At 61.5% G+C, this 21525-nt stretch carries 24 protein-coding genes and 2 pseudogenes; 17 read left to right on the top strand and 9 right to left on the bottom strand.

The window, feature by feature from the left end:
• Positions 1-201 precede the first annotated feature (201 nt).
• Positions 202-1518, top strand: a complete 1317-nt coding sequence (locus CWS35_RS08185) for a folylpolyglutamate synthase/dihydrofolate synthase family protein (protein ID WP_046193825.1) — start codon at positions 202-204, stop codon at positions 1516-1518.
• Between the two features lie 209 nt (positions 1519-1727).
• On the opposite strand, the pseudogene CWS35_RS08180 reads toward CWS35_RS08185, so the two are convergent.
• A pseudogene (locus CWS35_RS08180) lies at positions 1728-2488 on the bottom strand (sulfite exporter TauE/SafE family protein).
• Positions 2489-2697: 209 nt separating this feature from the next.
• Complete coding sequence (locus CWS35_RS08175) at positions 2698-3438, bottom strand: Bax inhibitor-1/YccA family protein (protein WP_100951623.1); 741 nt, start codon at positions 3436-3438, stop codon at positions 2698-2700.
• 199 nt (positions 3439-3637) lie between these two features.
• Here CWS35_RS08175 and CWS35_RS08170 point away from each other — a divergent pair, with 199 nt between their 5' ends.
• From CWS35_RS08170 to ilvD, 15 genes are all read left to right on the top strand, one after another.
• Complete coding sequence (locus tag CWS35_RS08170; protein WP_100951622.1) at positions 3638-4540, top strand: hydrogen peroxide-inducible genes activator; 903 nt, start codon at positions 3638-3640, stop codon at positions 4538-4540.
• Between the two features lie 244 nt (positions 4541-4784).
• Positions 4785-4964 (top strand): DUF465 domain-containing protein, encoded by a 180-nt coding sequence (locus CWS35_RS08165; RefSeq protein WP_046193828.1) that lies wholly within the window; start codon positions 4785-4787, stop codon positions 4962-4964.
• Positions 4965-4967: 3 nt separating this feature from the next.
• Positions 4968-5264 (top strand): zf-TFIIB domain-containing protein, encoded by a 297-nt coding sequence (locus CWS35_RS08160; RefSeq protein WP_046193829.1) that lies wholly within the window; start codon positions 4968-4970, stop codon positions 5262-5264.
• A gap of 140 nt (positions 5265-5404) precedes the next feature.
• Positions 5405-6400 (top strand): TerC family protein, encoded by a 996-nt coding sequence (locus tag CWS35_RS08155; protein WP_046193830.1) that lies wholly within the window; start codon positions 5405-5407, stop codon positions 6398-6400.
• Positions 6401-6521: 121 nt separating this feature from the next.
• Entirely contained in the window at positions 6522-6827 is a 306-nt protein-coding gene (locus CWS35_RS08150; RefSeq protein ID WP_046193831.1) for a hypothetical protein, read from the top strand.
• A gap of 314 nt (positions 6828-7141) precedes the next feature.
• Positions 7142-7621: a LysR family transcriptional regulator gene (locus tag CWS35_RS40495; protein WP_083579234.1), complete on the top strand. Its 480-nt coding sequence runs from the start codon at positions 7142-7144 to the stop codon at positions 7619-7621.
• Positions 7622-7632: 11 nt separating this feature from the next.
• Entirely contained in the window at positions 7633-7812 is a 180-nt protein-coding gene (locus CWS35_RS08140; protein WP_046193833.1) for a DUF465 domain-containing protein, read from the top strand.
• A 3-nt stretch (positions 7813-7815) separates the two neighbouring features.
• On the top strand, positions 7816-8259 hold the full coding sequence (locus CWS35_RS08135) for a zf-TFIIB domain-containing protein (RefSeq protein ID WP_210202775.1): 444 nt from the start codon (positions 7816-7818) through the stop codon (positions 8257-8259).
• A 58-nt stretch (positions 8260-8317) separates the two neighbouring features.
• Positions 8318-9163, top strand: a complete 846-nt coding sequence (locus CWS35_RS08130; RefSeq protein ID WP_100951621.1) for a universal stress protein — start codon at positions 8318-8320, stop codon at positions 9161-9163.
• Positions 9164-9366: 203 nt separating this feature from the next.
• Positions 9367-10428: a TerC family protein gene (locus CWS35_RS08125; RefSeq protein WP_083579235.1), complete on the top strand. Its 1062-nt coding sequence runs from the start codon at positions 9367-9369 to the stop codon at positions 10426-10428.
• Complete coding sequence (locus CWS35_RS08120; protein WP_100951620.1) at positions 10428-10778, top strand: ATPase inhibitor subunit zeta; 351 nt, start codon at positions 10428-10430, stop codon at positions 10776-10778. The genes CWS35_RS08125 and CWS35_RS08120 overlap by 1 nt, the downstream gene beginning before the upstream one ends.
• A 151-nt stretch (positions 10779-10929) precedes the next feature.
• The gene (locus CWS35_RS08115) at positions 10930-11733 is read left to right on the top strand and encodes an ion transporter (RefSeq protein WP_072598817.1); all 804 of its coding nucleotides are present in this window, start codon (positions 10930-10932) and stop codon (positions 11731-11733) included.
• Between the two features lie 57 nt (positions 11734-11790).
• Entirely contained in the window at positions 11791-12057 is a 267-nt protein-coding gene (locus CWS35_RS40010; RefSeq protein WP_200894510.1) for a pyruvate kinase, read from the top strand.
• Positions 12058-12160: 103 nt separating this feature from the next.
• Positions 12161-13207, top strand: coding sequence for a dihydroorotase (gene pyrC / locus CWS35_RS08105; RefSeq protein WP_371682840.1), 1047 nt, complete (start codon positions 12161-12163; stop codon positions 13205-13207).
• 37 nt (positions 13208-13244) lie between these two features.
• Positions 13245-14966: a dihydroxy-acid dehydratase gene (gene ilvD / locus CWS35_RS08100; protein ID WP_046193838.1), complete on the top strand. Its 1722-nt coding sequence runs from the start codon at positions 13245-13247 to the stop codon at positions 14964-14966.
• Positions 14967-15659: 693 nt separating this feature from the next.
• Here the strand turns inward: ilvD and CWS35_RS08095 are convergent.
• Together CWS35_RS08095 and CWS35_RS08090 are read right to left on the bottom strand one after the other, a co-directional pair.
• Positions 15660-16478 (bottom strand): hypothetical protein, encoded by an 819-nt coding sequence (locus tag CWS35_RS08095; RefSeq protein ID WP_157817096.1) that lies wholly within the window; start codon positions 16476-16478, stop codon positions 15660-15662.
• A 26-nt stretch (positions 16479-16504) separates the two neighbouring features.
• On the bottom strand, positions 16505-17158 hold the full coding sequence (locus CWS35_RS08090) for a cation transporter (protein WP_100951618.1): 654 nt from the start codon (positions 17156-17158) through the stop codon (positions 16505-16507).
• A gap of 73 nt (positions 17159-17231) precedes the next feature.
• On the opposite strand from CWS35_RS08090, the pseudogene CWS35_RS08085 reads away from it, so the two are divergent.
• Positions 17232-17640: pseudogene (locus CWS35_RS08085) on the top strand (helix-turn-helix domain-containing protein).
• A gap of 39 nt (positions 17641-17679) precedes the next feature.
• On the opposite strand, the gene CWS35_RS08080 reads toward CWS35_RS08085, so the two are convergent.
• The 5 genes from CWS35_RS08080 to CWS35_RS08065 form a co-directional block, all read right to left on the bottom strand.
• Complete coding sequence (locus CWS35_RS08080) at positions 17680-18801, bottom strand: nickel/cobalt transporter (protein WP_245438909.1); 1122 nt, start codon at positions 18799-18801, stop codon at positions 17680-17682.
• Complete coding sequence (locus tag CWS35_RS08075; protein ID WP_100951616.1) at positions 18798-19436, bottom strand: DUF1007 family protein; 639 nt, start codon at positions 19434-19436, stop codon at positions 18798-18800. Before CWS35_RS08075 ends, CWS35_RS08080 begins: the two co-directional genes overlap by 4 nt.
• A gap of 155 nt (positions 19437-19591) precedes the next feature.
• Positions 19592-19978, bottom strand: a complete 387-nt coding sequence (locus tag CWS35_RS38860) for a hypothetical protein (RefSeq protein WP_157817095.1) — start codon at positions 19976-19978, stop codon at positions 19592-19594.
• Between the two features lie 157 nt (positions 19979-20135).
• A complete protein-coding gene (locus tag CWS35_RS40005) occupies positions 20136-20324 on the bottom strand; it encodes a hypothetical protein (protein WP_100951615.1) in 189 nt (62 codons plus the stop codon).
• A 10-nt stretch (positions 20325-20334) separates the two neighbouring features.
• A complete protein-coding gene (locus tag CWS35_RS08065; protein WP_100951614.1) occupies positions 20335-21306 on the bottom strand; it encodes a GTP-binding protein in 972 nt (323 codons plus the stop codon).
• Positions 21307-21525 lie beyond the last annotated feature (219 nt).

Below are 21525 nucleotides of genomic sequence, written 5' to 3'. Positions count from 1 at the left end.
AGAAGGCGTGTGTGTCTGTTTCGCTGCAACATCGTTACATGTGCATGGCGGCATTAATTCGTTGCTGGGCAATGGGCGCAGTCGCGTGTTTCGATTGGATCTGGCCCGAGCTTCGCGTTCATTTGGGAACTAGGATAGTTCCGCGCTCACGCGGGTAAACGATGGCCACCCACCTAAAAAGAGACAAGTAGAAGAAGCGCAATGGTCCGAATGGATGCATTTCTTACGCGATTGCTCACGCTCCATCCCAAGCGGATCGATCTCTCCCTCGACCGCATGTGGCGCATTCTCGACCGGCTTGGGCATCCCGAGCGACGCTTGCCGCCGGTGATCCACGTCGCTGGCACCAATGGCAAGGGTTCGACCGTCGCCTTTCTCCGCGCGATCGTGGAAGCGGCCGGGCGCGCCGTGCACGTCTACACCTCGCCCCACCTCGTGCGCTTCAACGAGCGCATCCGTCTTGCGCGACCGGGCGGCGGCGCGCTGGTCGAGGACGACGAGCTTGCGGATGCATTTGCGACCTGCGAGCGGTTGAATGCCGGAGATCCAATCACGTTCTTCGAGATCACCACCGCTGCAGCCTTCCTGCTGTTCGCGCGCCATCCCGCCGATGTGCTGCTGCTCGAGGTCGGCCTGGGTGGCCGGCTCGACGCTACCAACGTGATCGAACGCTTGCTTGCGAGCGTGATCACTCCAATCTCGCTCGACCATCAGGACTTCCTCGGCAACACCATCGAGCTGATCGCGGCGGAGAAGGCGGGTATCCTCAAGCCCAATGTGCTGGCGGTAACCGCGCCGCAGTCGCGAGAGGCGCTCACGGTGATCGAACGGCAGGCCGCGCGCATGCGCGCGCCGCTTCGGATTGCTGGCAAGCACTGGGTCGTGACGCCCGAGCGCGGTCGCATGGCCTATCGGGACGAGCACGGGCTCATCGACCTCCCGGCGCCTTGTCTGTCTGGCCGTCACCAGTTCGACAACGCGGGTACCGCAATCGCCACCTTGCGCAGCATCCCTGCACTGCAGATTCCGCACGCGGCCTTCAAGCAAGGCGTCGCCAAGGTCGAATGGCCAGCGCGCATGCAGCGTCTCCCTCACGGCCGGCTGGTGGAACTGGCGCCGCAAGGCAGCGAGCTGTGGCTCGACGGCGGCCACAATCCAGACTGCGGCCGTGCGGTCGTCGGCGCGCTTGCCGATCTTGAGAAGCGCGGTCCGCGGCCGCTCATACTCATCGTCGGCATGCTCGCGAGCAAGGATTGCGAAGGCTTTCTCATGAACTTCGCCGTGCTCGTCTGCCGTGTCATCGCGGTGCCGATCCAGCAAGACACGGCTCTGCCGTCCGAGGAGATCGCACAAGTTGCCCGCTGCGTCGGCATCCCGGCCGAGACCCGCGACAGTGTCGGGGACGCGCTTGCCACCATCTCCGCGCTTGGCCTCGATCCAGCCCCCCGAATTCTCATTACCGGCTCGCTCTATCTCGCCGGGGAGGTGCTTGCCGCGAACGGCACCCTGCCGATCTGATCTGATACGCGTGGTCGCAATGGCATACCTTAGCTACACCCATAAAAAGTTGCTGCTTTTCGCGTAAAGAGCGACTTGGTCACATTGCTTGTCGAGGACACAGCAATGAACTTCAGATTAATAACAAGAAAGCGGACGGCAAAGATCAAAAAATATGATTCCGTCCCGGCTTGTTTAGAAATGCTAAACTCAAGCGAAAGGAATCAGGATCAAACCAGTGCCCGTATCACTCCGTAGATGCTGGTGATCGTGAGCACGACGCCTACCAGGATGAGCAGCGGCCTGGCCGGGACCCGCTTCGCCACCAAAGCGCCAAGGGGCGCAGCGGCGATACCCCCGATAAGCAGCCCGACCGTGGCGGTGGTGAAGGCTCCTAGGCCGAGGGTGGCGATGAAAGTGGCGGAGATGGTCACTGCCAAGAAGAACTCGGCGGTGTTCACGGTACCGACGACTTTTCGCGGGCTCCCGCCCTGTGCCAACAGGTTGCTGGTCACCACTGCCCCCCAGCCGCCGCCGCCTGCTGCATCCAGGAAGCCCCCGACAAGCCCAAGCGGCGCGACAAACTTAGGCCTCTTTTCCACAGAAGGAACTTTGATGCCGCGCCAAAGCAGATATAGGCCGATGGCAGTCAAGTAGGCGAGTACGATCGGTCGCGCCGCTTCGGCGCTGATCCTAGTCAATACGTAGGCGCCCAAGATGCCACCAGCCACGCCGGGAATCACGAGCCGCCCGAAGAGTCGCCAATCCACATTGCGATGGGCAATGTGGCTGATACCGGAGGCTGCGGTGGTGAAGCTTTCGGCCGCATGGACGCCCGCCGAGGCTGCCGCCGGGGGACACCCATGCTTATCAGCAGCGTGTTCGAGATAACGCCGAACGCCATGCCAAGCGCGCCGTCCACCAGTTGCGCCGCAAAGCCGATGGCGATGAAGGGCAGCAGTGCCTCAAGTGGGAAACCGGAAAGGTCCACGCGGCTATTCCCTCCTCAAGGTCGAGCTATGGACGCCGTTCTTGTGGTTTGATGGCCATATGTCAGTGAATCGCTATAAGCCAAACATCTCAGACGAACGGGTCTCATCGGTTGAGGGACGGCTCCTCCACCGCCTTGGTTCTCGTGCCTGGCGCCTTCCATGCGCCGTGCCCGGACCTTGGTGCCTGTGCATCATGGTGCTGATTTAGTTAGCGTCGCTGGCCCATGAACTGAAGGAGGAAGGTGAACATGTTGACGAAGTCGAGGTAGAGCGACAGCGCGCCCATTATAACGGTCTTGCCCATCATGTCCGTCCCCGCAACCTGCGCGTACAGGCTCTTGATCCGCTGCGTGTCGTAGGCGGTAAGGCCTGCGAACAGCAGCACGCCGATGAAGCTGATCACCAGGCTCATGGTCCCCGACTGGAGAAACAGGTTGATGATCATCGCCACCAGCAAGCCGACCACGCCCATGATCAGGAAGGTGCCTAAGGCCGACAGGTCACGCTTGGTCGTATAGCCGTAAAGGCTGAGACCCCCGAACGCCGCCGCGGTCGCGAAGAAGGTGGTCGCGATCGAGGTTCCCGTAAACACCAGAAAGATCGACGCCATCGACAGACCCATCACCGTCGCGAACGCCCAGAACAGCAATTGGGCCGTCCCGGTCGAAAGACGAGTGATGCCGAAGCTGAGCACCAGAACGAACGCCAGTGGCGCAAACATGATGGCATATTTGAGGATCCCCGGCCCGCCGAGCACGGCAGCCGCGTAGCCGCTGTTGGCGAACAACAGCGCCACGATGCCCGTCAGCAGCACCCCGGAGGCCATGTAATTGTACACGGACAGCATGTAGGACCGTAGGCCCACATCGATCGTCGTGTCTTCACGGCCGATCCGGGTCGATTCCGGCACTGCTATTATCCGTGGATCAAATCCGTTTGCCACTTTCATTCTCCATTTTCCGAAGAGTCACCTGCCCGTCAGCGAGGAATATCAGGTGGCTTCGGACTGCTTTCAATCTGCCTTCACCCGCAACCAGTGTGGTGGGCCTCATGCTGATTGAGCGACGTTGCCTCAGGCTCGAGATTGAGTCCATTCGAAAGGATACCCTGAACGTGATAGGTATTGGCTATCGCTATGGAGTCTTCCCATGCCAACGTTGCGCCAGCTGGAATATCTCGTTGCCGTGGCTGACCTTCAGAATTTCGGCCGCGCGGCGGATGTATGCCACGTCTCGCAACCGACGCTCAGCCAGCAGCTGCGCGCGCTGGAGGATCGGCTCGGAGTCGCCCTGATCGAACGAAGAACCTCGGGGGCGGAGTTGACCCCGATCGGACGCGAGATAACTGCACGGGCCCGACGTTTGGTGATCGAGGTGCAGGATATTCGCGACCTAGCGCGGCGGGCCGGCGAGCATCTCGTGGGGACACTCCGCTTCGGAGTGACGCCCACCTTGGGGCCCTATTTGATGCCCCCGATCGTCGCTGCGCTCCACCGCGAGCAGCCTGATCTCAGGCTTCATATCAGGGAGGGCATTCCGGAAGAGCAGGCGCTCGCGCTTTCGCGAGGCGCGCTTGACATGCTGCTCGGACCGCTGCCGATCGAGGGTGGCGACCTTGAAGTCCAGCCCTTGTTTCGCGAGCGATTGTTTCTCGTCGCACCTCCCGACCATCCGCTCGCCGTGCGCCCCAAACTTTGCGTCGAGGATCTGAAAGGCGCGCAGGTTCTCAGCCTCGGTAGGTCCCACCATCTGCATCGCCAAGTGGCCGAAATCTGCGCGGAACTCGGCATGGAACTGCTGCGTGACTATGAGGGCACAAGCCTCGATAGCGTTCATCAGATGGCCAGCTCAGGGGTGGGGCTTGCGGTCCTCCCAGAGCTTTACATCGGCTCGGATGTCGGAGGCCGTACGGGCATCGAAGTGCTTAAGCCTCAGGGATGGAAATTCACACGCAGCATCGCCGCGGCGTGGCGATCCGGCGCTGCTTACCGGGACGCGTATCGGACGATTGCTGACCGGATTCAGGCTGAAGCCCGCGCTTTGATCGGGTGAAATGCCTGCCCACCGCATTGAGTGGCGATAGCCTGCTGCTATTGCTCCATGCGAGAAGTCGGATTGGCCGCCAATCGCGGGTAAGCCTAGATTGGTTCTCGCGGACCGGGCCCCTCTGGCGGCTGTTCCCCCTGACAGTCGCGATGTCGGACCGCTTCGGGCTAGCTCGATGCAGTGCGTATGCCCATATGTCGCTGCGTCATGGCTAACCCGATCGGTGAAACCATCGATCTGGAGAGAGGCTATGAGTGCCCTAGTGTATAAATTGACCGTCGTTCATCACAGACTGGACGACCAAATTCGCCAAGAGCTAAAGCGGCGATTTCCCGATGGTATCCGGCTGCTGCGGCTGAAGAAGCTGAGGCTGGCGGTCAAAGATCGACTGCATATGCTGGCCCGCTTCCCCAAGCGTGGAAGGGATTGAGCCATGCGAAGCGCAGAAGCCGTCGCCGCTATGCCTTGTCCGATCTGCAAGACCGGCCTGACCTTGTCCAACCGCCAGGGCGTCGAAATCGACTATTGCCAGACGTGTCGGGGCGTCTGGCTCGACCGCGGCGAACTAGACAAGATCATTGAACGCAGCGTTGAAGATGCGGTGCCGGCCCGGCGCGAAGCCGAGCCAAGGTCGGACTACCGGCCAGGCGGTTATCGCGACGACGATGACGATCACCGCTACCGTCACGGCAAGCGGAAGAAGTCATTCCTGTCGGAGATGTTTGACTAACGATCACCACCACCGACCTAGGTCGGTGGTGGCCTTCTCGTGCCAAGCGATCCGGAACCCTTTGATGGCTGAGCGATCGGCCGTGATGTCGGATCAAGACCAAACCGCTCGGTGATGAGCGATTAGATCGGATCGGACACATGGAATTCCTAGGATACATCTGGCTCGACAAGCCGCTGTGGATGTGGGCTGCTTTTCTCGCGATCGTTGTGACGCTGCTCACGCTCGACCTCGGCGTGCTGCACAAGAAGCAGCGCGAGATCGGCGTCACCGAAAGCCTGACGCTCTCGGCCGTCTACATCGTGCTCGGGCTCGGCTTCGGCGGCTGGGTCTGGTGGTACATGGGCGCGACCGCCGGCATGCAGTATGTCACCGGCTTCGTCATCGAGAAGAGCCTCGCGATGGACAATGTGTTCGTCATCGCGATGATCTTCGCCTATTTCGCGGTGCCGCGCCTCTACCAGCACCGGGTCCTGTTCTACGGCATCCTCGGCGTCATCATCCTGCGCGCCATCATGATCGGGCTCGGCGCGACGCTGGTCGAGCAGTTCAGCTGGGTGCTGTACGTCTTCGCGGCTTTCCTGATCTTTACCGGCGTGAAGATGTGGGCGCTCGCCGACAAGGCGTATGACGTAGGCGCGTCGCCGGTGCTCCGCTGGGTCAAGCGGCGGTTCCGGGTGACCGACGACCTCCACGGCGAGCGCTTCTTCGTCAAGCAGGCGGATGCTAAGACCGGCAAACTCGCCTGGTATATGACGCCGCTGTTCCTGGCCCTCATCATGGTCGAGGTTGTCGACCTCGTGTTCGCGGTTGATTCGGTTCCGGCGATCTTCGCCATCACCACCGACCCGTTCATCGTCTACACCTCGAACATCTTCGCGATCCTCGGCCTGCGCGCGCTCTACTTCGCGCTCGCGGCGATGGTCGACCGCTTCCACTATCTCAAATATGCGCTCGCGGTGCTGCTGGTGTTCATCGGCTCGAAGATCTTCGTCGCCGATGCGCTTGGCCTCGCCAAGGTCCCGCCGGCCGCATCGCTGTCGATCACCTTCGCGATTCTCGCAGTCGGCGTCGGCTACTCGCTCTGGAAGACACGTGGCAGGGCGATCGCGGAGGTCGGGTCCAGGCAGCCGTGAGCGACAGGTGCCCCCCGGCCGGATTTAGGCGTGTTCTGGAGCCTGCTGAAGACGCGGGGAGCCGCCCCGGCCGACACCGCACTAACTGTTCCCTGACCCTTGCGAACAAAGGAGAGTTCCTATGCAGGACTTCATCGCCGCCCTGGTCTCGTTCTTCCTGATCGAGCCGCTCCAAGCAGAGATGGCCGAGAGGCTTGCGGCCGCCCAGGCGCCACAGGCCGTGGTCGCCGAGTTGACCGCATGCGCTCGGAGCGGCGCGCCCACGCTCCTGGAGCGTGCCACGAACGATCCGGCATGGGCGGCTTCGAACGCCGTCCGGCTCTGGGCGGGCTGGGTGCGCCCCGACCAGGTGCTCGTCGAGGCCGCGCCCGGCTGCGCGGCGGCCGTCGAGGCGGCGCGACCCTTCCTAACCGAGCCGTCGTCGTGACGGCCGCAGAAGCGGGGTCTCACATCACGACCTTGACGATACAGGCTTGTGTCCATGGCCGGCTTCCTCGTTTTCGATCTGTTAATCGTCGGTTTCGCGTGGGCCCCGGCTTGGCTGTGGTGCCTGGCGAGCCGGCACCGGGTGCGGCGGGTCAGCCGGCACGAAGTGCTGGATGCGGCCGACATCAACCCGCTCATGACCGCTGAACCGCAAGCACTCACGACGGCGTGCCCGGCGGTGCTGGCGGCCGCCCGCCTGGGTTTCACTGCGCGCTCCTACAAGGGTGAAGCAGCGACTCTGGATGACCTGTGCCGATGCTTCGTCAACTTGAGTATCTCGTCGCGCTTGCCAACCTCAGGCACTTCGGGCGCGCAGCCTATGCCTGCCACGTCTCGCAATCGACGCTCAGCCAGCAGCTGCGTGCGCTGGAGGATCGGCTCGGAGTCGCGCTGATCGAACGAAGAACCTCGGGGGCGGAGTTGACCCCGATCCGGGGCTGCTTACGGGGATGTCTATCGGACGATTGCCGACCGGATTCAGACAGAGGCTCGCCCTCTGATCGGGTGACTGCTTGCCGCTGCGGAGGTAACGATAGCCTGGGGCTATTGCTCCGCGCGAGAAATCGGATTGGCCGCCAATCGCGGCTAAGACTAGATTGGTTGTCGCGGACCGGGCCCCTCTGGTGGCTGTTCCCCCTGACAGCTGCGATGTCGGACCGCATCGAGCCAGCTCGATGCAGTTCACGCCCCCGTTGCTGCATCGTGGCTGGCCCGATCGATCGAACCATCGATTAGGAGAAAAAGCCATGAACGCACTCAATTACCGACTGCTCCTTGTCCACAGCAAGCTGGACGCCGAGGTGCGTCGGGAGCACAAGCGGCGCTTCCCGAACGCGTTGCGGCTGTTGCGGCTGAAGAAGCTCAGGCTCGCAATCAAGGATCGCATGTACCGGCTCGCGTTCGTCCACCAAACTGGGGCGGCATGAGCCATGCGAACCGCAGAAACAGTCGCCGCGATGCCCTGTCCGATCTGCAAGACCGGGCTGACTTTATCCGATCGCCAAGGCGTCGAGATCGACTTTTGCCCCACTTGCCGCGGCGTGTGGCTGGACCGTGGAGAGCTGGACAAGGTCATCGAACGCAGCATCGAAGATGCGGCGCCGGCCCGCCGTGAACCGGCCCCCCGGGCCGAGGCTACAGGCCGAGTGGATATGACGACGACGACGGCCGCTATCGCCATGGCAAGCGGAAGAAGTCGTTTCTGTCGGAGCTGTTCGACTGAAGGGAGCAGCCGCTTGCGTCGAGCAGGCGGCGTCTCTCCTTCCGCGACCCTATCGACGCCGCAGTATCTAAACCGGCGACCTCGATATTGCATCCCTCATCATGGTCGGTCTCCGCAGCTCATGCACAACCACCGCCGAGCTTGTTCCTAACTCAGAGCCGCGTGACGCGGTCAATGTGAAGCAGCCGATCAATTGAGGAGATAAGAGAATGGCTTTCAAGGATGTCCTGCTCCAGTTGAGCAGCTATCCCGAACCGACCCCGGCTGCGGCGATCGACCAAGCGGTCGGCTTCGCTGAGGCGCTGGGCGCGCACATCTCGGCGCTGACTTTCAAAATAGAGATTCCGAACGCCGGCAACGCACTGGCGAACGCACTGCTGAACATCCCGGGCATGATTGCGGCCGAGCGGCAGAAGAGTGTGGCGAATGCCCAAAATCTGGTCAGTGTGTTCGAAGGCATGGCGACGCAGCGTGGCGTTGCACACGACCAGATCGTCGGGTCGTGCCCGAGCTCGCAGCTCGCGGCCATCGTGACTGAACACGCCAGGATGCACGATGTCACGATGATCCCGATCGGCGAGCAGGCTCTTCAGCAATACGTCGCCGAGTCTGTGATATTCGGCTCCGGGCGACCGACGATCGTCTTCCCGGAAGTGCCGAAAAGCAGCAATTCCTTTCCCCTCGACGTGGTCGGTGTGGCTTGGGATTTCAGCCGGGCCGCGGCGCGGGCGGTGGCCGATGCCCTCCCGGTCCTGCAGCGCGCCAAGACCATACGGGTGGTCACGATCACACAGGAGAAGACGATCGACACTAGGCACTCGGGCGAGGATTTGGCGAAGTATCTCGCCTGGCATGGCATCGAGGTTGTCCTGGAGGAAGAAGGCGCCGCCGGCCGCACGATCGGACAGGCTCTAGAGGAATATGCAACCGCACACGACCTCGACCTGCTCGTAATGGGAGCCTACGGGCACTCACGGATGCACAACTTCATCCTGGGCGGCGCGACAAAGACCATCGTCGCCAACCCGCCGCTGCCAGTGCTCCTCTCACATTGATGCTGCGTCCGCGGCTGCGCAACGCGAGAACCAGGACGACACCACCACGAGCCCATTGGCGCAATCGCAATTGGGGCCGCTCGCCACCGTCTCAGGCACTCCCGAAAGGTCCGGGCCCCGCTAGCGGTCGAACATGGACGCAATGAGGAGCCTGTAACCCATTCAACGGGTGCTCCCAAACACCCGAAAAGTAAGGATTACCCATGGAACTGCTCACCGATATCCTGACCAGCGATTTCCTTGGAAAGTCTGCTTGGCTTTGGTTCGCCTTTCTCGGCGTGGTCGGCGCGCTGCTCGCCTTCGACCTCGGAATACTCCACAAGCAGGACAAAGAGCTCGGTGTCGGCGAAAGCTTGTTCTTGTCCGCGTTCTACATCGCGATCGCGCTGGTGTTCGGCGCCTGGGTGTGGTGGTCCATGGGCCCGACCTCTGGCATGGAGTATTTCACGGGTTATGCCCTCGAGAAGGCGCTTTCGATCGACAATGTCTTCGTAATCTCGCTCATCTTCGGCTACTTCGCCATTCCCGCCAAATACCAGTACCGAGCGCTCCTCTGGGGCATCCTCGCGGTGCTGGTCTTGCGCGGCATTATGATCGGGCTCGGCGCAGCGCTCGTACAACAGTATGAATGGGTGCTCTATATCTTCGGCGCCTTCCTGATCGCCACGGGGATCAAGATGCTCGTCATGGGAGAGAGCGAGCAGGACGTGTCGAAGAATCCGATCGTGCGCTTCCTGTCCAGGCGCATGCGGGTCTCGGCCGAGTTGCACGGTTCGCACTTCTTCGTCCGCAAACCCGATCCGGAGACGGGGAAGCTCGCGCGCTTCGCGACGCCTCTGTTCCTGGCGCTCGTCGTGATCAACATCGCGGATCTCGTGTTCGCGGTCGACTCGGTGCCAGCAATCTTCGCCATCACGACCGACACCTACATCGTGTTTACGGCCAATATCATGGCGATCCTCGGTCTCCGCGCCCTCTATTTTGCCCTCGCTGCGATGGTGCACCGCTTCGAGTATCTGAAATACGCGCTCGCCATCGTGCTCGTTTTCATCGGGGCCAAGATCTTCTGGAATCAGATCGTCGGCAAGGTCGATCCCGCGATCTCGCTCGGAGTGACCTTGTCCATCATCGCAGCCGGCGTCCTGTTCTCGCTCTGGAAAACCCGTGCGGCCACGACAGACGAAGCCGCTCGCCACCGCCTGACAGCTTCGCTCCCGGATCCCATCGGGAAACGTCCCTCCGCTCGCCCTGCCGGAGACGATTGATGACTATTGATGTCCTATCTGCCGCCATCAAGGACACCTCTGCATCCTCCGGCGCCCCCGCCTGGTGCATTGATGTCGATACTCGCGACAACGTTATCGCCCGTCGAAACATACTTGCCGCGCTATGGGCCGGGCGCCTCATGGGCTTGTCTGACGTCACGATAACGACCTATGCGGTCGAGGTGCATCTTGCCGACTGCGAGGTGCGCGGCGACATGGTCGTAGTCGAAAAGCTCACGCGCGACCTGAATGATCCGGGTTGCCGATCCCAGCTGAAGTGGTGCACGAGAAGCTGTGCTCCTTCCATCGCGAAGCACTCCTTCAGACGCACACGACTGACTGATATCTAGGCTCGGCTCGGCCTCACTCGTGCGGTCTGCGGTCGCGTGGAGGGCTTGCAGACATGAAACCAAAGGATCGAGACCAATGACGGCGCGCACCGAGAAAACGCGCAGACCCGAAGACAATCTGCGCCGTATTGCGCCGCGTCAGGCGGGCCCTATCGGCAAGCTGCAGGAAGTGCTGGAATCGGCTCGACTTCAGAGCGCGATCATTGTGCTGATTGTGATCAACGCAATCACGCTGGGCCTTGAAACAAGCCCAACGATCATGGGGTCGATCGGCGCCGAGTTGATGTTGTTGGACCAGATCATCCTGGGCGTGTTCGTCGTTGAACTGGTGGCCAAGCTGCTTGTCTACCGAACGCGTTTTCACATGGACCCATGGAACCTGTTTGATCTGGCAATCGTGACGATTGCGCTACTGCCTGCGACCGGCAGTCTCTCGGTCCTGCGGGCGCTCAGAATCCTGCGTGTGCTACGACTGGTGTCGGCGGTGCCGTCGATGCGGCGGGTGGTAGGTGCTTTGCTGGCCGCCGTGCCTGGAATCGCTTCTATCCTCGGGCTTCTGTCGCTATTGTTCTACGTTTTCTCGGTGATGGCGACCAAACTGTTCGGGGCCGACTATCCCGAATGGTTCGGCTCGATCGGCGCATCGGCCTACTCACTGTTTCAGATCATGACCCTGGAAAGCTGGTCGATGGGCATCGTCCGCCCGGTGATGGAGGTCTACCCACTGGCATGGATCTTTTTCGTGCCGTTCATTCTGGTGACGTCTTTCACTGTGCTGAACCTGTTTATCGGCATCGTGGTTGACGCCATGCAGCGCCAGCACGAAGCAGGAGAAGCGGATGCACAGAAAACCCTGGCTGAGAAAAATCAGAGCGAACGGGCAGAAATCCTTGCAGCACTTCGATCGCTTCGGCTCCAGATTGCTGAGCTTGGCAGCAAGTCCAGCGAGCGATGACCAACTTCGAGCGAACGCGCTCAGACACCAGATCGGCGTGCTGTCTCAAATCAAGCAATAGCTCGCGCCCTCGATCTGGCTGTCGAACTTGGCTTCGGACGCATCCGCAAAGTCCAAAAGAACATTCCCTGGCGTTGCGAGGCGGCCCACGTGCCTGTCATCTGGGCGACCCAGGTCTTGGCTGGGATGGTCGAACAAGGAGCGCCCAGGCGGACGGAAGCAACCGACGCGGCCAGGGGGCAGCGCGCCGAATGGGTGATGCTCAACAAGGACCATTCATCGTCGAAGCAGGGCGTTTCCTCGGCGATGTGCTGCGCCGCATAGATCGCCACCAGTCGAAGAAGACGGTGAGACTCGAGCCGATGGGCGTCCGGATGAGACCGCAAGGCGCGCGTCAGACGCGGGAAGCGGGGCGAAGGTGACCCGAGTGAATGAGATAATGCTTCCTAAACCCGACGACTGGCACGTGCACCTTCGCGATGGCGATATGCTGCGCATGGCGCTGCCCTGGACGGCACGCACGTTCGGACGCGCCATCGTCATGCCGAACCTCGATCCGCCGGTGACGACGGCCGCCCAGGCGGCCGCCTATCGCGATCGGATCCGGCGCGTGTTGCCCGACGGCTCGAGGTTCGAGCCGCTGATGACGTGTTTCCTGACCGATGAGACCGGTCCCGAAGACGTCGCAAGAGGCTTCGCCGAAGGGGTGCTAACGGCGGTCAAGATGTATCCGGCGCGCAGCACCACGAACTCCGCCGCCGGCGTGACCGACATTCGCCGGGTCTACCGGGTGTTGGAGCGGATGCAGGGCGTCGGCATGCCACTTTTGCTCCATGGTGAGGTGGCCGATCAGGAAACGGACGTTTTCGACAGGGAGAAGGCGTTCATAGACCGGGTGCTTGTCCGGCTGCGAGCCGATTTCCCCGCGCTGCGGATCGTCTTGGAGCACATTACGACCGCCGAAGCCGTGGACTACGTGCAGCACGCCGAGGGTCCCATCGGCGCCACCATCACGGCGCACCACCTCATGATCAACCGCAATGCGATGTTCGCAGGCGGCATCCGGCCGCATATGTACTGTTTGCCCGTGGCCAAGCGGGAGGGCCATCGCCTCGCATTGAGGGACGCCGCGACCTCGGGCGATCCCCGGTTCTTCCTCGGCACGGATTCGGCGCCGCACCTGATCCAGGACAAGGAATCGGCATGCGGCTGCGCCGGCATCTTCAGCGCGCCGGTTGCGCTCGAATTGTACGCCCAGGTCTTCGAAGAAGAAGGGGCGCTCGATCGGCTCGAAGCCTTCGCTTCGCTCAACGGCGCACGGTTTTACGGCCTGCCGCCGAACACCGAGACAGTCACGCTCGTGCAATCGCCGTGGCAACCGCCAGAATTGCTGCCGGTCGGCGAGGCTGATCACGTGCGTGTATTCTGCCCGGAGGGCAAAGCTCGTTGGCGCCTGCTCGAACCGGCGGACTGAAAGAGCTTGATCCCAGTTCAATGAGGGAACCCGACCCATGGCACATCATTTCGACAAATCCAGACTGCCAAGCCGCCACACGACAGTCGGCCCCGAGCGGGCGCCGCATCGGTCGTTCCTCTACGCCATGGGATTGACCGATGCCGAGATCGCACAGCCCTTCGTCGGTGTCGCCACGTGCTGGAACGAGGCGGCCCCGTGCAACATCACCCTCAGCCGTCAAGCGCAGGCTGTCAAACTGGGCGTCAAGGCGGGTGGCGGCACGCCGCGCGAGTTCACCACCATCACCGTGACCGACGGCATCGCCATGGGCCACCAGGGCATGAAGTCGTCGCTGGTGAGCCGCGAGGTGATCGCAGATTCGGTCGAACTCACCATGCGCGGCCATTGCTACGACGCGCTGGTAGGCCTTGCCGGGTGCGACAAGTCACTGCCCGGCATGATGATGGCCATGGTCCGCCTCAACGTGCCGAGCGTGTTCATATACGGCGGTACGATCCTGCCGGGGCGCTTCCGCGGCAAGGACGTCACCGTGCAGGACGTCTATGAAGCGGTGGGCAGCTACCAGGCCGGCCAAATCTCCGAGGACGAGCTACACGCTCTCGAATGTGTCGCTTGCCCTTCCGCTGGTTCGTGCGGCGGCCAGTTTACCGCCAACACCATGGCTTGCGTCTCCGAGGCGCTCGGCCTCGCACTGCCCGGTTCGACCGGTGCGCCGGCACCCTACGAGAGCCGTGACGCCTTCGCGGAAGCGTCTGGCAAGGCCGTGATGAACCTGTTGGCTCGCGACCTCAGGCCGCGCGACATCGTCACCCGCAAGGCGCTGGAGAACGCCGCCGCCGTGGTGGCGGCCTCCGGCGGGTCGACCAATGTGGCGCTGCATCTGCCGGCAATCGCACACGAGGCGGGCATCGACTTCGACCTGAATGCGGTTGCCGAGATTTTCAAGCGCACACCCTATATCGCCGACCTCAAGCCTGGAGGGCGCTACCTCGCCAAGGATCTGTTCGAGATCGGCGGCGTGTCGGTGATCCTGAAGGCGCTGCTCGACGGCGGCTACTTGCACGGCGACTGCATCACGGTGACAGGCAAGATGATCGCCGAAAACCTGGCCGACGTGGTCTTCCCGACCAACCAGGACATTGTTCGCCCGATCTCCGACCCGATCACCACCACCGGCGGCGTAGTCGGTCTGCGCGGCACGCTCGCCCCGGAGGGCGCGATCGTCAAGGTGGCCGGCATGACGGACCTCAAGTTCCGCGGGCCGGCCCGGTGCTTCGCCTCCGAGGAGGCGGCTTTCGACGCCGTGCAGAAGCGTGAGTACAAGCCGGGCGAGGTCATTGTCATTCGCTACGAAGGGCCGAAAGGCGGTCCCGGCATGCGCGAGATGCTGGCGACCACGGCGGCGATTTACGGCCAGGGCATGGGCGACAAGGTGGCGCTGATCACGGACGGACGCTTCTCCGGCGCCACGCGCGGCTTCTGCGTTGGCCATGTCGGCCCCGAAGCAGCAGTTGGCGGCCCGATCGCTCTGCTGAAGGACGGAGACATCATCACCATCGATGCCGAATTGGGCACGCTCGATGTCGAGTTCTCGGCCGAGGAATTGGAGGCTCGCCGCAAGGAGTGGCGCCCGCGCCGTCACGATTTCCAGTCGGGTGCGCTATGGAAATTTGCGCAAACCGTGGGGCCGGCGGCAAAGGGCGCAGTCACTCATCCCGGCGCCACCGCCGAGACGCATACCTATGCCGACATCTGAGAGCCGGCTGCACCAGAAAGGTTGTCAGCGGCCCATTTGCGATGGGTGCACCGCGTCTCGCCAACTTGGCCAAGCCCGACGCAGAGCAAGGTATCCACAATGGCCCTTGGCGACGTTGAGAAGCCGTAACCCGCGCGGCGGCACAATTTCAAGAGTTGGAAGCTTTAGCTTGAACCGCCCCGGTTTGTCGGAGGCTCCAACTCTTGAGAAGGTGGAGCGATGACGAGCAAGACGACGAACAAATTTTCGCCTGAGGTGCGGGATCGTGCAGTGCGGATGGTGCTGGATCATGAGCCGTAGCCCCCGTCTCGCTAGGCAATCATCCTGTCGATCGCCGCCAAGATCGGCTGTACGGGGTGGGCGCTGAATGAATGATCGCAGTGCATCTGGCCAATGCCGGATACGCTCGGCGGTTCACGCAAGCCCAAGGCGGCGTTATCAGAGTGCACCAGCGGAGACATAGTTATCAGTTTCATCTACGGTGGGGCGCCAATTTCCCTCTATTTCGCAACTTGATGCACGCGCCCAGACTGAAACACTCGCTCCGCCTTGTTCGCGCGAGTAAACAATCCGAATGAAGATCGTCGCGTAGTGCCGATATCTTGGCAGAGGACGATGTTGGGCGTTAGCTCGCCGATCTGAGAGGCGATGGTTTTGCAGTAAAGGATGAATTGCAGCAACCACTCGTGGTGATCAAAAATTATACCCAAACCGGAGCTTAGCCTGATAGCGCTCGTAGTTGGTAAGGTCCAACAAGCCCGGAGCGTTGACGGCTCGGCCAGCAACTTGAGCGTTCCACGCCGCTGAAAGCCATGCGCGTTCAGAAAGCCGTGCATAAAATGTAGGACCGACGAAGAGCGCAGTTCCCACGAAGGCGTCAACACTGAGGCTCGCATAACTCCGCATGTAGCGCGCTTCTGCACCGATCAGAACGCCCGGATAAACTTGCACCGCCATCGCCGCGGATGTTCCAAGTTGAGATTGCTGCTCCCAAAGGCCCGTCAGGCGCGAGCGGAGCGCCTCGGGCTGGTAGAAAAGATTGAGCGCCGCGAAAATGCGATCGGGTGCAAGTTCTTTGTCTGCGATAATCCAGAAATCGGTGCCGTATCTATCGACTGGCTCTCCGGTGAGGTCGTCGACGCGGCCCCACTGCGGATCGGCGCCGAGGGTCAGCCCGAAGGGCGCCCGCTCGCGATTAAGAACGCGATACCGCATCTCCAGCGATAGCGTGTCGATGGCTGTCTCGTGCAGGTCGTCGAGGCCGGGGACTACAGATATGCCGTGATACGCTGCGCCTACTCCAGGTTCAATCGAGAAATCCTGAAACGGGATGAACTTGACCGAGAGTTGCTGCGACAGTGCGGTGTAAGAGCCGGCGCCCTTCCCAAGCCGGGCGGTGCTCTCGCTCTCGGCCTCCCTTTCGCCGACGGCGTTCACGTCGCTGCCCAGCGTGAAGCCGAACAGGTGCGTGGTTTCAAGCTCCTCTGCAAAGCAGGCTGCGGGCAGGGTCACGAGTGCTGCCGCGATCGCCAAATGCCTCACAGCGCCCTTCCGCCCATCTGTGACGCCCGTGGCTCGCTGCGAAGTTCTGCGGCGGCATGGCGTACGATTTGAAAGCCGCCTGAAAGCGCGAGGATAGCCATGATCGAGGCAACGATCACGTCTGGCCAGCCGGTCCCGATGCCGAATACACCGATCGCAGCCAGGAGGACCGCGACGTTGCCGATTGCGTCGTTACGCGAACATATCCAGACGGATCGCATGTTCGCGTCGCCGCTGCGGAAGCGATATAGCATGAGTGCGACGGCGCCGTTGGTAGCTAGAGCGAGCAAGCCTACCGCCCCCATGAGCTCGGCCCTCGGCAGAATCCCATGATAGGCGTGGACGATGGTCGTTGCTGCTACCCACGCGCCCAACGCAAACAAGGTGAGCCCTTTGAGGAGCGCAGCACGCGCCCGCCAGCTTAGCATCAAGCCGGTCACGCTGAGGCTGATTGCGTAGTTCGCGGCATCACCGAGAAAGTCGAGAGAGTCTGCTTGAAGCGAGCTGGAGCCGGCTACCAAGCCGGCGCCGATCTCGACGGCGAACATCCCGGCGTTGACCGCGAGCGCAATCCACAGCGCGCGTCGCCAGGCTGGTAACGTCGAAGCGTCCGCGTCAGCGCAACAGTCATCATGACAATGGTCAGCCATACCGAGACCCGATTGTGCTCTCCTCCGGAGACGATAGTATAGAACCTCTAGTGACTAGAGGAGCAAGAGGAAGATGTCGGAGATGTGGTCGATCGGTGATGCGGCCCGGCGAACCATGATCAAGGTTCCGACAATCCGTTACTATGAAGAAATCGGCTTGTTGCCGGCACCTGGCCGCTCAGAAAGCAATCGCCGCCGCTATTCCGAGGACGCGATCAGGCGACTCACGTTTATCCGGCACGCTCGCGAGCTTGGCTTCGAAGTTGACACCATCCGAAAATTATTGAGGTTGCAGGACGAGCCCGATCGGCGGTGTGACGAAAGTCGATGCTCTCGCTCGCGAACACCTGGCTGAAATCGAAGAAAAGATCGCGCGATTGACGGCGCTACGGCGAGAGCTGATGCGGATGTTGAAATCGTGCCGAGGAGGCCGAGTAGCCGAGTGTCGAGTTATTGAATCGATTGGAAAGTCCTCCGCCTGATCAGCGGTCGGGGACTCTCGAAACCGGTTGGCGTCAGGCCTACCCGGTGAACATCCAGAGTTGCTCGCTGGCCATGTAGCCCGCCAGCAGCATTATGCCAAAGGCGACGATAAGTGTCGCGGCGCCCGCTTCGATCGCGCGCATCGCGAGCATGCCGAACCCTGCCCGCGTCCGGGCGACGCGATTTGCGAGCCCGCGTGCGCTGACCGCGACGATTGCGATTGCCGCTACAGTCGCGGCGGTGCCCAATCCCATGATCAGCGTCGCGCCTACACCCGTCCAGAACAGGTCCTGGGCCAGCGCGAAGATGAGCACGATGATCGCGCCGGAACAGGGCCGCAGTCCAACCGCGATGACGGCGGACAGGCCTCGGCGCCAGCCGCCCGCGCCGGCGAGCTCCGCCGGCCCGGGCCCATGGGCATGTCCCCAAGCCGACTCGTGATGGTCGTCGTGGCAATGAAAGCTGTGCACAGCGCATCCATCGATCATGCATCGCCCGCCGCGCATGGCCATCGCACCGAACGCCCGGCCTGGCAACTGAACGGTTTGAGTACGCAAAGTCCCGGCACCCGTAGCCGAAGCAAAAGCAAGCTCGGGCGCGCGACGCCAGGTCAATTCACGGCAGGCGATCAGGAAAGAGCGACCTTTGACATAGAAAAGCCTGAGACCGATCAGGGTAACGAGAGCATAGCTGGTGATCTCGACCAGGTGGACGGTTAGCCCGATCACCTTGGCGGTTGCGCCGAGCAGAGCCGCAGCGATGGCCACGACAATGATAGCAACGACCGATTGGATGGCTGCAGACACAAATGACAGCACAACACCGCGGCGCCAGGTCTCCTCATTGGCGACGAGGTAGGAGGAGATCACTGCTTTGCCATGCCCCGGACCCACAGCATGAAAAACGCCATAGACGAAGGAAACACCGAACAGCTCCCACATCGCGGCCCCGTCCTCCTTGGCGGCTCGGATGAAGCCCGAGAGAGAACGATAGAAGGCGGCCTGTTCCGCGAAAATCCAGCCCATCAGTCCGGATGTGGACGCGGCACTTGCCAAATGGGGCGCGCCAAACGGCGCGCTCCACGCCGACACGATACCCATTGTGCAGGCAATGAAGATCGCCGTTAGCGCAGTCAAGGCGATGGTCTGCGATTTGATCATGGGCATTTCACCAGGATCTTGTTGGCGAAGATTTCTCCATAGGTGCTGGAGGGATCCAGCGGCACGGCGTCGAGCTCGCTGAGCCGCGCCTGCTCGGTCGGCGTCGGCTGGTGCGGCAGATCGTAGGTCGCGAGGCATTGCGGCGCACCGCTTAAGGAAACTGGCGTATCTTTGGCGAATTCGAAATCCACGAAGATCGAGGGGTCGTAGACCTCGATCTTCATAGCCTTGGCTGAGACAGGTGTTTTCAGTGGCAGGGTGAAATGCAGCGTCAACGCAGCATCCTTGTATTCGAGCCAATAGTCGACCGGGTCCGCAAACTTCAGCTTCTTGCCGTCGGCGCGTGCATAGGTGAAGTAGTCGTATTCCTTCAGCGAATCCACGTTGGTCTGTGCAAGCGCGGCCAGTTCTTGCCGCGTGTACTGGCCCTTTTTGGCATGCGAGATGCCTTGGAGCGCATAGGCGGAAAACATGTCATCGAAGGTCCAATCGTGGCGGACGCCGGTCATGCTGCCATCGGCGGCATAGACCACTTCGCTGTGGAACGTGACCCAAACATGGGGATGTGCCTCCGCGCGGTTGATAGATAACAACAAGAGAAGGATCGTGCAGCAGCAACATGCGCGTTCGATCATGGTCCATCTGCCGAATCGAGGAATAAGGGCACCCGCAACATGCGGGGACGGCGGTCTCAAATGCGCATCAGAGTGTGATAGCGCACCGGTTGCCGCGTGCGCCTTGCGTCGCGCTCGCAGTACGTATCCCGCGGACGCACGAAAGCAGCAAGGCGTCAGACGGTGGGGGGCGCGCGTGACCGGAATGCCGCGTGACGCGGTCTAATGATTCGATCGGAAACTGGATGGAACGCGCAATCAATCTCGGCGAATTGCAACGGATACAGGCTTGACGGCGCATCGGGTAGTGAGGAAGTCGACAGCAGGAAGCCCGAAAAGCAGATTGGGCAGTTGTCATCATCATCGGCGAGCCGCGGCGGAAGCCGCTCCGCGAAATGCAAGCCTGACCGGGCGTGCGTGACGCCGACGATATCGGTGCGGTCTATCCTCGGGACAGCAAGATCATGCTTGTGAAGATGCGCGAATGACAGCACGAGCTGCAGCCCAAGCGCCGCCAGCGCGAGATAGGCTCCGCATCGCCGGGTGAAGGACCGTGCCGACATCGTTTTCGCCCCTGCCAAGGAGCCGTTCCCCTTCTGACTTCCCTCGCCCCGAAACTACCGCCATCGGCCAAACGCGCGCAATTGCCGCGCGGTATTGGCGACCATTCTGCAATGGACGAGGAAAATATGGCGGATCGAAGGGCTATGAGCGCATCACTCAGACGTTTCCTTTCGAGGGAGCAGTCCCTTTCAGCCCGGTTGTGTCACTCTTGCCGGGCGTGTCATGCGGCCGCTCACTGACCGCGTCGGTCGGTGGAAAGATGCTGTCATATATCGCCCGAGCTTCGCGAATTAAGCGAAGCCGTTCGCGTTCGGATTTCGAAATAAATCCTACGATCTCGCCCAATTGCGTTTCCTCAGGCGCAGCAAGCTTCAAAGTCTTGTCTGAGCAGGTCCTTTGGCAGGTCACGACCAATGAATACAAGCCGGGTCTGGCGGGGCTCCTGCTCCTTCCAGGGACGCCGACTGCCGCCTTCAATGAGCATGTGCACGCTCTGAACGACGAACTGCCGATCGTCATCCTCTATCGAGGCGATATCCTTCATGCGCAGGATGTCCGTCCCATAACGCTGGGTGACGCCCTGAATCCATGGCACGAACCTGTTGGGCTTCATCGGTCGATCCGCCACCAGGGACAGGCTGCCGATCCCGTCGTCGTGTTCGTGCTCGTGTTCTTCGGTGAGGAATCCCGGCTCGACTTCGAGGATGCGCTCGAGATTGAAGGCGCCTCGTCCCAATACCTGGCCGAGGTCGATATCACAGCGCTCGGTTCGGTGAATCTTCGCATACGGGTTGAGCTTTCGGATGCGACACTCGACCGTTGCGAGGCCGCTCGCATCGACAAGATCGACCTTGTTGACGAGAACGATATCGGTGAACGCGAGTTGCTCCTGCGCTTCCGGCGCCTGCTCGATCTGTTCGAGGAGATGCTTGGCATCCGCGACGGTGACGATGGCGTCGAGCTTCGTCTTGCGACGGACGTCCTCGTCGATAAAGAACGTCTGCGCCACCGGCGCGGGATCTGCGAGTCCGGTCGTCTCGACGACAATGCCGTCGAAGGTTCGGCTGCGCCGCATCAGCCCCGCGATAATGCGAATGAGATCGCCGCGGACCGTGCAGCAGATGCAGCCGTTGTTCATCTCGAAAATCTCCTCGTCCGCGTCGACGATGAGATCGTTGTCGATTCCGACCTCTCCGAATTCGTTCACGATCACCGCAAACCGCTTGCCGTGCGTCTCGGAGAGAATGCGGTTCAGCAGCGTGGTCTTCCCGGAGCAGAGATAGCCGGTCAGAACCGTGACGGGAATCTGAGGTGCAGCATCAGCCATGGTGATGTTTCTCCTCGCGCTTTGTAGGCGGCGCTTTCGCCGTATCATGGCGATCGCTGATCAACGCCTGGTGAGCTTCGCGTCCGGATCGAGCAGACACTCAGCAATTGGTGTGAAATGCCACCCCGACTTGATTGCGATCTCCGATGTAACGTTATAACATTACTTTCAGTAGGGAGACGACGCAAGGACCGTCAGATCAAGTAATTCGGAGCGGCG

The organism is Bradyrhizobium sp. SK17 (genome assembly GCF_002831585.1).
Classification (GTDB): Bacteria; Pseudomonadota; Alphaproteobacteria; order Rhizobiales; family Xanthobacteraceae; genus Bradyrhizobium.
The sequence above is the reverse complement of the archived record's forward strand: the minus strand, read 5'-3'. Positions and strand labels throughout refer to the sequence as shown.